Source organism: Streptomyces sp. (assembly GCF_036566765.1).
Lineage (GTDB): Bacteria > Actinomycetota > Actinomycetes > Streptomycetales > Streptomycetaceae > Streptomyces.
Map to the genome: position 1 here is coordinate 1 of NZ_DATCVQ010000093.1, position 9,430 is coordinate 9,430.

Annotated in this window: 9 protein-coding genes and 1 pseudogene; 5 read left to right on the forward strand and 5 right to left on the reverse strand. The window is 71.0% G+C overall.

The features are described from left to right. Positions 1-309 precede the first annotated feature (309 nt). The 4 genes and pseudogenes from VIU94_RS05145 to VIU94_RS44615 all read right to left on the reverse strand — a co-directional run. Positions 310-1,845 carry a carboxylesterase/lipase family protein gene (locus VIU94_RS05145; protein WP_331907995.1) on the reverse strand — a complete coding sequence of 512 codons (1,536 nt, stop codon included), beginning with the start codon at positions 1,843-1,845 and terminating at the stop codon, positions 310-312. Positions 1,846-2,469: 624 nt separating this feature from the next. Continuing rightward, entirely contained in the window at positions 2,470-3,177 is a 708-nt protein-coding gene (locus VIU94_RS05150) for a class F sortase (protein ID WP_414720889.1), read from the reverse strand. A 99-nt stretch (positions 3,178-3,276) separates the two neighbouring features. After that, positions 3,277-3,657, reverse strand: a complete 381-nt coding sequence (locus VIU94_RS05155) for a hypothetical protein (protein ID WP_331907997.1) — start codon at positions 3,655-3,657, stop codon at positions 3,277-3,279. A gap of 395 nt (positions 3,658-4,052) precedes the next feature. Next, positions 4,053-4,169: pseudogene (locus VIU94_RS44615) on the reverse strand (serine hydrolase); the annotation flags it as partial. 121 nt (positions 4,170-4,290) lie between these two features. Between VIU94_RS44615 and VIU94_RS05165 the strand changes: the two are divergent. Continuing rightward, complete coding sequence (locus tag VIU94_RS05165) at positions 4,291-4,944, forward strand: SDR family oxidoreductase (RefSeq protein ID WP_331907999.1); 654 nt, start codon at positions 4,291-4,293, stop codon at positions 4,942-4,944. A gap of 233 nt (positions 4,945-5,177) precedes the next feature. On the opposite strand, the gene VIU94_RS05170 is transcribed toward VIU94_RS05165, so the two are convergent. Then, positions 5,178-6,047, reverse strand: coding sequence for a glycosyltransferase family 2 protein (locus VIU94_RS05170; RefSeq protein WP_331908009.1), 870 nt, complete (start codon positions 6,045-6,047; stop codon positions 5,178-5,180). A gap of 306 nt (positions 6,048-6,353) precedes the next feature. Here VIU94_RS05170 and VIU94_RS05175 point away from each other — a divergent pair, with 306 nt between their 5' ends. The 4 genes from VIU94_RS05175 to VIU94_RS05190 all read left to right on the forward strand — a co-directional run. Beyond that, positions 6,354-7,169 (forward strand): hypothetical protein, encoded by an 816-nt coding sequence (locus VIU94_RS05175; protein ID WP_331908001.1) that lies wholly within the window; start codon positions 6,354-6,356, stop codon positions 7,167-7,169. Between the two features lie 104 nt (positions 7,170-7,273). Further along, complete coding sequence (locus tag VIU94_RS05180; RefSeq protein ID WP_331908003.1) at positions 7,274-8,365, forward strand: PP2C family protein-serine/threonine phosphatase; 1,092 nt, start codon at positions 7,274-7,276, stop codon at positions 8,363-8,365. 14 nt (positions 8,366-8,379) lie between these two features. Further along, positions 8,380-8,604: a hypothetical protein gene (locus tag VIU94_RS05185; protein WP_414720890.1), complete on the forward strand. Its 225-nt coding sequence runs from the start codon at positions 8,380-8,382 to the stop codon at positions 8,602-8,604. A gap of 553 nt (positions 8,605-9,157) precedes the next feature. Continuing rightward, positions 9,158-9,430 (forward strand): GNAT family N-acetyltransferase (locus tag VIU94_RS05190; RefSeq protein WP_331908005.1); only part of this gene is annotated, 273 nt, incomplete at its 3' end.

Sequence of the window (9,430 nt, forward strand, 5' to 3'; positions counted from 1 at the left end):
ACCCGCCGGGAGCAGCTCCGCGCGATCCCCGCCGACGGCTACCCGCGCACGGCCGAGGCGGCGGACACGATCGCGCAGTCCGTCTCCGACGAGCAGTACGCGTGGAGCCTCGACCGGGTACTGGACGGCATCGCGGCGCGGGCGAAGAGCTGACCCAACGAGCTGTCCGTGAGCGGGGCTGCGGCCTGCGGCGACCGGGTCGGTTGAGGTGCCTGTCCGTCGGAGATTCCCTTTGATCTGGTCCCGGGACCTCGGGCCGGCGGGTGCGTCCCGGTCGCCCCGGCCTGGTTCCGCTGCTTCGCCGCTCCGCTACCGGCCGATGAGGGGGAGCGCCGGGAAGGTGTGGTTCTGCCACAGTTCCCGGGAGGTCTCCTCCGGATAGGCGGTGACAGCCGGTCGCGTGCCGAAGAGCTGTGCGAGGCGTTGTTCGGGGTCGTACGCGGGCCAGCCGGGGTCGCCGCCGGCGGCGAACGCTGTCCACGCGGTGCGGATCTGCGCGGACAGCGCCTCGGCCTCCGGGAATGGGGGCTCGCCGATCAGCAGGGCGGGCTGCCCGCTGCCCAGGTTGCCGAAGACGAGTGGCACGTCGAGGCCGTGGCACGCGCCGAGGGCGCCGCCCATACCCGGAGCCTGCCAGGTCAGCTCGTAGACGTGGGTGCGGCCGCCGGCAGCGGTGTGGGCCTGCGCGAGGTGGAGGGTCGGCATGCGGAACAGCCAGTCGCCGTTGACCAGTTCGTACAGCTCCTCCGGACCGGCGTCCGGGAAGCCCTCGCGGTACCTTCGCGCGCCGTCCGGGCCCGGGGCGAGCATGTGCAGGGCGGTCTCGGCCTGCTCCTGCGTCACCTGGCCGAGCACGCCGTCGATCAGGCTGAACAGCCGGTGCTCGTCACGGACGTGGCCGACGAGGAGGTCGATGTCCCGGCCGGCGCCGTCGGCCAGCGCCTGCCAGGGAGTGGCCGGCAGAACGTCACCGTCGACGACGGGTGCGAAGGGGATCGGCCGGTGCGTGATCTGCCCCCAGCGTTCCCGCCACTGTCCGATCTTCGCGGAGATCGCGTCGGCTGCGGCGGGCAGCCGGGACGGGGCCACCGTGGACAGCTCGGCTGCCGTGGGCCGCGCCCCGAGTTCGGCGGCGCAGGCGGCGGCGATGTCGGCGGCCAGCTCGGGGGAGAAGAATGTGCCCGGCACGGACTGCGCGACAGCCCGGCGGAAGAGCCCGGCCGCCCGTGGCATGGCCAGCAGGGCGGCGACCGATCCGCCACCCGCCGACTGGCCGAAGACCGTGACCCGGTCCGGGTCGCCGCCGAACGCCCGGATGTTGTCGCGCACCCACTGCAGAGCGGCGACCTGGTCGAGCAGGCCCCGGTTGGCAGGCGCACCTTCGAGCTGTGCGAAACCCTCGATGCCGAGCCGGTAGTTGAGCGTCACGACCACGACGCCGCCCTGGGCCAGGCGGCCGCCGTCGAACTCAGGGAGACTGGACGCGCCGATCACGTAGCCCCCACCGGGGATCCACACCATCACGGGCAGAGACGCTCCCGGGCCCGGCTCGGGCGACCAGACGTTGACGGTCAACCAGCCATCGCCCGCCGTCTCCGGTGCCTGCGCGTCCGTACCGAGCACGCTGGACTGCGGGGGAGGGGGGCCGTACGACACCGCGGCCCGCACGCCGTCCCAGCTCTGCACCGGCCGCGGCGCGGCGAAACGGAGCGCGCCGACCGGCGGCTCGGCGTACGGGATGCCCCGGAAGACGACCAGCCCCGCCTCCCGGCTGCCGCGCAGGGCTCCGGCCGCCGTACGGACTACGGGCTCGGACTCGGACGGCCTGGACGTAGTGACGGTCACCGCTGCTTCCTCTCCGACAGATCGTGCGCGGTCAGGCGACCCCTCCGGCAAGGGCGCGACGTCACGGCACCACCGCGACCAGCGGTACGCGCTCGCCACCCCTCGGTGCGGGCACTGACGGCCCGGCTCCGCGGAGCATGCCACCGCATCAGATTGCGGGCCAGCCATTTACGGACGGCCAGGACTTCACATCGACAGGAGCGCCCGTCATGTTGAAGCGTCGAGGCACCATCAGGTCCCGTGATACCTGACGCCAGTCGTCTGACGAACCAGATCATGCGAGACGCTCGGCGCATCGGACCGGATCACTTGAGGTCGGAACCAGATCGGCCTCGGCCGAGGCGGGACGTCAAGGTCCGACGGGCAGGGCGGCGGGCGGGGCGGCGGGCAGGTGTCCCGTGCCATCGATGGCGAGACGAAAGCCATCGAGACGGAGGACCGGGACGACGGCGAGCGCAGGGGCACGAGGTGCCCGAGCGGAAAGTCGGTGGCTGGCTGTCGCGCCTGCGGCGCCGACCGGGCGAGCCTCCCGCCGGCGGCATGGGTAAGCCCGAGGCGCCCTTGGACGAGCCCGCGTTGATGCTCCTCTTGCTGGTCAACCGGGCTGGAGCCGGTGGCGGTAGATCAGGTGCGGGGGGCCAGGTGGGCGAAGACGACGAGGTTCTCGGTGTAGTCCTTCGCCTCACGGTCGTAAGCGCCCCCGCACGTGATGAGCCGTACGAGAGCGTCGGGCGTGTCGTCGTAGACGCGCCGGTCGGGGAAGTCGTCCTTGCGGAAGCTCTCCACCGAGTCGATCTGGAAGTCGGCGGTGCTGCCGTCGGCGCGGCGGACCTCGAAGCGGTCTCCGGACGACAGTTCGCCGAGCCGGGCGAAGACGGCCGGGGCGGTTGCGGTGTCGAGGTGTCCGGCGATGAGCGCGGTCCCCCGCTCGCCGGGCGTGATCCCGGAGGTGTGCCAGCCGACCAGGTTCGTGTCGTCGGCCGGGGGCGCTTCCAGTGCGCCGGACGGGCCGATCTCCAGACCGGTGAAAGGCGCGTTGACACCGATCTTGGGGATTTTCAGGCGGGTGGGAGCCGACCTCGGCATCGTCGGACCGGAGACGCGGGCAGCGCCCTTGGCTCGGCCTGCCGCGTCCGCAGTGGACGGTGGCGCCGGAGCCGGTGTGGCCGCTGGGGCTGTGGCGGCCGGTGCCGTGGAGTCGTGTCGGAGCACGTCCGGACCGAACACGATGAAGAGGCTCAGGACCAGTGTCCAGAACACGGCAGGGACGACCCATCGCCTGATCCGGCCAGCGCGGGGGCGGCCGGCGGGAGAGTCCGGTCGGGTGGTCACCAGGGCAACCTTTCGAGGGGAGGCGGCAGGTCCGGGGAGGGAAAGTCGGATGCCCCCGACGCAGGGGCCACCTGAGGGGCCCCTGCGTCCGGCGGCCGGTCACGATGCCGAGTCGGCGGCCTTCCTGCGGCGGTGGAGAACGAACGCGGCCAGGCCGCCCGCAAGCACCACTGCGCCGGTCACGTTCGTGCCGGCACCGTCGAGTCCGCCTCCGCCCGTGTGCATGCCGCCCTTGGGCTTGTCGTGGTCCTTCTTCTCGTGGTCCTTGGACCAGTCGTCGGCGTTGGTGAGGGAGAGGGCTCCGGAGCCGGTGTGGATGCCGCCCTTCGGCTTGTCGTGGTCCTTCCTGTCGTGCTCCTGGCTCTGGGAGGAGCCGTCCTCGTCCCAGTCCCCAGCGGCGAATGCGTAGCCTCCGGGGACGGCAAGCGCCAGGGTGCCGGCGGCGGCCGTCGTGGCGAAAAGAATGCGGGCAGAGCGCATCGGTGGTTTCCTTCCGTCGCCCGCGTCGGCTGACTGACTGTCGGCTTCTCGTACGCGGCGACATGCCCCACCGTCAGCTCGCCGCCGATCGACTGCCACTTGGCATAGTGCATCCGAGGACCGGCCCGGAGGGGCAGCCGCCTCAGCGGCCATGGCATCTCTGGCGGCGGTGGGGGCCGGGCAGGCTGCCGGGACTCCCCGAGTATCTCGGTTCGACACCATGTCCCACCGCGCTGGAGAGTCACGCCCTCTGAGGCCGCGCGGGGGCGCGGGTCTGGGTGCTGGGGCGGTTTGTGTGTAGCCGGGGAGATCGTCGTCGTGGATGCCGCTGGTTGCTGGAGGAGTTGACGGACGGTGATCCGGCGTCCGTCGTTGCTGTTGCTGTTGCTGTTGCTGTTGCCGTCCACCCGGCCCGGCAGCCAGCGGTCCACCGCGTCGTCGAGCGAAAGCCTGCCCTCGTAGACCAGTTGCAGGACCACGGTGGCCACAAGCGCCTTGCTGGTGCCGGCCATCTGGAAGTAGCCGTTGCGGGGGGTACCGGACGGTTCGTGCCCGCTTCGTGGAGCCAGTGCTGAGTCCAGCTCGGCGTTCCTCGCCTCGGCCCCGGAGCGTCGGGTGCCTGGCCTCCACGGGATGCAACGAGTGGCCCAGCGGGCCGGTGCGCCGCCGTCAATCGTCGCCGTCCTCGACAGCCTCCGGGTCCCGGAAGGCGCGCAGGCCCTGACCGGGTCCGCTGGCCTTGATGTTGAGCAGATCGCGGTCCAACGCACGCGCAACCCTGCCGCCGCGCTCCATGCGAACATCACCGGCAATCAGACCGTGCTGGACGCCGCAGCCCGCCACCACCGGACGGTGCAGCGGCTGGTGTTCGTCTCCTCGGCGAGCTTCTACGGGCTGGGCACCGGAGCCGCCACCTTCCACGAGGACCAACCGCTCCTCCCCGGGTCGGTGTACTCGAACACCAAGCTGTGGGGCGAGCACCAGACCGCCCTCACCCTGAGCGGCGACACCGACAGCCACGCGATCGTGCGGTACTTCTCCGTCTACGGCGAGCCGCAGGTCATCAAGGAGAACAGCCACAGCTGGGTGGTGGCGTGGTTCGCGATGCGCGCCGCGCTCGGCCTGCCGCTCCACCTCAACGGCGGCGGGACGCAGGTCCGCGACTTCGTCCACGTCGAGGACATCGCCTACGCCACCCTGCTGGCCGCCGACCGTCCGCGCCTCTGCACACCGCGCGACGGTGAACGCCGGCACCGGACGCGCCACGACGATCCGCCACATCGCTGACCTGGTGCGCCGCCACCATCCGGGCGCTCAGATCGTCTCGACGCCCAGGCCGCAGGGCGACCCGCTCGGCGCGTGCGCCGACATCACCCGCATGAGAGAGGTGCTGGGCTGGGCGCCGCGGGTGGGTATCGAGGACGGCGTGGAGCGCTACCTGGCCTGGCTGGAGCGGACGCCGGAGACACGATCCCGGGGTGGCTGCGGGCCGAGGCCGCGGCCCTGGTCGCGTGAACGGCTCAGATCACCGGGGGCCGGCCGAGGCGGGCGAGGGTGAACACGGTGCGCCAGCGCATCGGCGTGCGCGGCCCGCACGGCGTGCGCCAGCCCTCGGCGAAGCCACCGAACCAGGCCCGCAACCCGGTCAGGCTGCGGGTGCGGGCCAGCGTGAGGACCACCCACACCGCGAGGTAGACCGGCACCAGCAGGGCCGGCAGCTGGCGGCGTGCGAGGTAGACCCGGTTGCGGGCGTTGACCTGGTAGAAGAACGCGTGCCGGGCCGGGGACGTGCGCGGGTGCTGCAGCAGCAGCTGCGGCTCGTAGATGACCTTCCAGCCGGCGTCGATCGCCCGCCAGGCCATGTCGGTCTCCTCGTGCGCGAAGAAGAACGCCTCCGGCCAGTCCCCGACCTCGGCAAGCATCTTCGTGGACAGCACGTGCGCGCCGCCGAGGAAGCCGGTCACCTCACCGCCGCGCATCGGGTCACCGGCCCGCAGCCGCGGCACGTGGCGGCGCTGGGTGAACCCGGTCTCGTCCGCGATGCGAAAGCCCACGATGCCCAGCCGCTCGTCCGCCGCGTACAGGGCCTCGATTCGGGCGAACACGTCGTCGGCGACCAGCAACCCGTCGTCGTCCAGGTCCAGCACCAGGTCCATGTCCCGCAACTGGTCCAGCGCTGCGTTACGGCCGCCGGTCACCCCGAGGTTCTCCGCCAGCCGGACGGTCTGCACCCACGGCGGCAGCGCCGGCAGCTCACACCCGTTCGCGACCACGACCACCCGAGCGGCCTGCGCCGTCTGACCGTGCACCGAGTCCAAGAGCTCGGCCAGCTCCTTCGGCCGCGTACCCATGGTCAAGATCGCCACGCCCAGCTTCACGCCCGCACCCATCCGCTCGAAGGAGAACCATGCCTGCACCAGACCTGCAGCGGAGCCTGCGAGAACTCGCCCAGCAGCGCCGCCTGCCCGCCCACCAGCCGATGGACCCCGCAACGCTGGCATGGATTGAAAGTAACCGGCCGGTGGACTTCCACACCGCGCCCAGCTTCCCACGCCCTGGGCAGATGCTCGTGCCGTCGGCCTCCTGGTTCACCGACGAGCAGCAGGCCGAGTCCAATCACGGCATCCGCCACAACGCCCGGGCCAGCCTGTACGCCAGCTCTGCTGGCAGAGGAGTGCCAGCTGGACGCCGACGACGTGGCGGCGGCGTGTGCGGCCGGTGCGGTCCACGACTGCCGGCGCCGCGACGACCGGGCCGATCCGGGCCATGGCCGACGGGCCGCCGCATGGTTCCACCGCCACGCCGACGCAGTCACCAGTGCTATCGGGCACACGCTGCCGCCGGCCGCGCCGCACCGAACGGCTCTCGCGATCGCACCGCACGACATCCCCTACGACCACTTCACCGCCGCCCAGGACCGCTCCTACGGGTCCGCACCGCACCTCGTGGACGTGCTCAAAGCCGCGGACGGCCTGGACCGCTACCGCTTTCCCCTCAAACGCTGGTGGCCGGACCTCGCCCAGCTGCGCCTCCCCCTGCCTGCCTGGATGGCTCCGGCCACCTTCGCCCTCGTCGTGGCCAGCGAGCGGGCCTGGCTCGACGGCGCCGCCTCGGCCGACGCACTCGCCACCGCCCACCAGATGCTCACCCGCGGCCAGAAGGAGGCGCGAGCATGGGCAGCGACCTCGACGCCGCGCACACCGACCACACCAGCCCGCTGGAGCCGCGGCAGGGCATGCCCAAAGGGCGCGGGCGCATCCGGGCCCGGGGCTGGTTGGCGCGGTGCGGTGGAATGGCGTGCAGCGCCTGGTCAGCCCGGGCGAGCGCCGCAGATCAGCCCGCAGGGTAGCGGGACGGCAGCGGTACGTGACGAATGTCGCGGAGGTGTGCCTGGGGCGGGGCGCTGGTCTGTCTGCTGGACGACGTGGACCTCTTCGCTTGACCAGGCATGCGACCACACCGGACCCGGTGTGGTCGCATGGATGCGCTCGCTGCTCGGCAGCAGAATTTGAGTGCCGAGGGCCAAGGGGGTACTCATCGACCGTCGAGCGGCAGGGGGTGGCCGACTCTGTTCGTCAGAGCGCTTTGCCCTCATTGCGTAGATATTCTGGGACGTGTGATCGAGTCTGGACGGCCGCGGCACCGTAGGCGCTCCGGCCCGGGGAAAGTCGTGCGGCTGTCGCCGGTCATCCTGACCGTCGTCATCGCCAGCCTGGCGTACACCACCCCGCCGGAATTGGCCTTCAGCCGCCTCCTGCCCGCGGCACCAGCCCTGGCCGCCGCCATGTGGCCGGTCCTCCCCACCGTCCTGCTCGGGACGGTCTGCCTCTTTCTGATGATCGGCCTCAGCCTCGTCTTCCCCGATCTGGGAACGTGGTGGACGGCCGCTGGGATCGTCGCGGTCACCGTGGCCGCCGCGTACGGAAGCCATCTCCGGCTCCAGCGGGAGCGCACTCTCTTCCAGGTACGGCTCGTCGCCGACGCGGCGCAGCAGGTGGTGCTGAGCCCCATGCCACGCCGCATCGGCAGGATCGAGATCGAGTCGCTGTATCTCGCGGCCGCGGCGGAGGCCCGCATCGGCGGGGATTTCTACGAGGTGGTCGACACGCCATACGGGGTCAGGCTGCTCATCGGTGACGTGCGGGGCAAAGGCCTGCCGGCAGTGGGGGCGGCCGCGGCGATCGTCAACGCCTTCCGGGAGGCGGCCTACGGTGAGGCCGACATGGTCAACGTCGCACGCAGGCTGGACGCCAGCAGCACCCGTTACAACGCCGCCTTTCCCCCCGAGGGGCCGATGGAGCGCTTCGCCACCGCCCTTCTCGTCGAGATCCCGCACGAGGGCAGACGTATCGACATCCTGAACTGCGGACACCCCCCGCCGCTGCTCCTGACCCACGGGAATCTCCGTGTCCTCGAGACGGCCACACCATCGCCACTGCTCAGCCTGGCGGAGCTGATCGGCGATCAGTACAGCGTCGACACCTTCGACTTCGCCCCAGACGACCTGCTGCTTCTTTATACAGACGGGATCGCCGAGGCCCGCGCCCGCGACGGCGAGTTCTTCCCGCTGGCAGCTTGGATGCGTCGACAGCCCCCGACACCGCCCAACGAACTGCTCACGGCGCTTCACCGCGATCTCCTCCGCTACAGCAGAGGACGCCTCGACGACGACATCGCCGCCCTCGCCGTACGCCTGTGTGAGCCCTGAGGAACGGAGTTCCAGTGAGCGGCCCCGCACCCCTCAACCTCGATGGCACACACGCAAGGTTCGCCCCGGAGCGCACCGCTGGTGCCATCACCATCGCCCACCTGGGCCGCGCCCAGAGGGAATGGCTGATCATCAGCGGCAGCCAAAAACGCGGCACGAGCTGGTCCGACTGCCGCACGGACGATGCCGACCTCGCGCCGCTCCTCGCGTCGCATGACCGACCGGGACACGGTCACTGACATCGTCCGTTGCGCGAGGGCCGCGACTGAGGCGGGCGTCCGACGCGTCTTCGACGTCGACCTCGCGGTCACCCCGCACGAGCCCGCCCCCGAGAGGTCGGAGCGGCGCACCCCAGTGCGCGGTGGCGCGCACGTGATGGAGGCGCCCTGCGGATCACGCTGCGGCCTGGCGCGGCCGCGTCACTGCCAGCGCGGTGGCCATGGCCCGGGTGAGCGGCGAACGGCGAGTGGCGAGCGGCGAGTGGGCGGGGTGATTGCTGCCAAGCTGCGTCGGCGTGAGGCGTTCGAAGTAGTCCTGTTCGGCGCTGGCTCAGTACGCGAGTAGTTTGTTCTGGCACAGATCTTGGGGCGTCGTCGCGGAGCGTCATCCCGGCGTTCGATTGCGGGGGACTCCACAGACCCCCGCGTGTCCTGTCCGCCTCCCCGGCACCCGTCCACGAGCCGGGGAGCTAGCGAGCCGCGGCCAGGTCAGGCCGTAATCGATCTTGACGTGCCCGAAGTGTGTGTTGTCGAGTTGACGTTGAGAAGTGGCACCAGCGCATAGGGGATCGACATGTTCATAGCAGAAGAGGGCGTTTTCGATCCTGTTGAGATGCTCGGCCTCTACGACTCGGTCGGCTGGGAGGGCTACACCAGTGACGTAGACAAGCTCTGTCACGGTCTCGTGAACTCTCACCTCGTCATCACGGCACGAGATGGATCGGGATCGCTCCTCGGACTGGCCCGGACCGTCTCCGACGACGAGCACATCTGTTACGTCCAGGACGTCGTGGTCAATCCGGCGAACCACAGACAGGGGGTTGGCCGGGCGCTGGTCGAGCACCTG

Coding starts and splice junctions, on each gene's coding strand:
- VIU94_RS05155 (WP_331907997.1), bottom strand. CDS start 3,657: ATGCGCTCTGCCCGCATTCTTTTCGCCACGACGGCCGCCGCCGGCACC.
- VIU94_RS05165 (WP_331907999.1), top strand. CDS start 4,291: ATGCAACGAGTGGCCCAGCGGGCCGGTGCGCCGCCGTCAATCGTCGCC.
- VIU94_RS05170 (WP_331908009.1), bottom strand. CDS start 6,047: ATGGGTGCGGGCGTGAAGCTGGGCGTGGCGATCTTGACCATGGGTACG.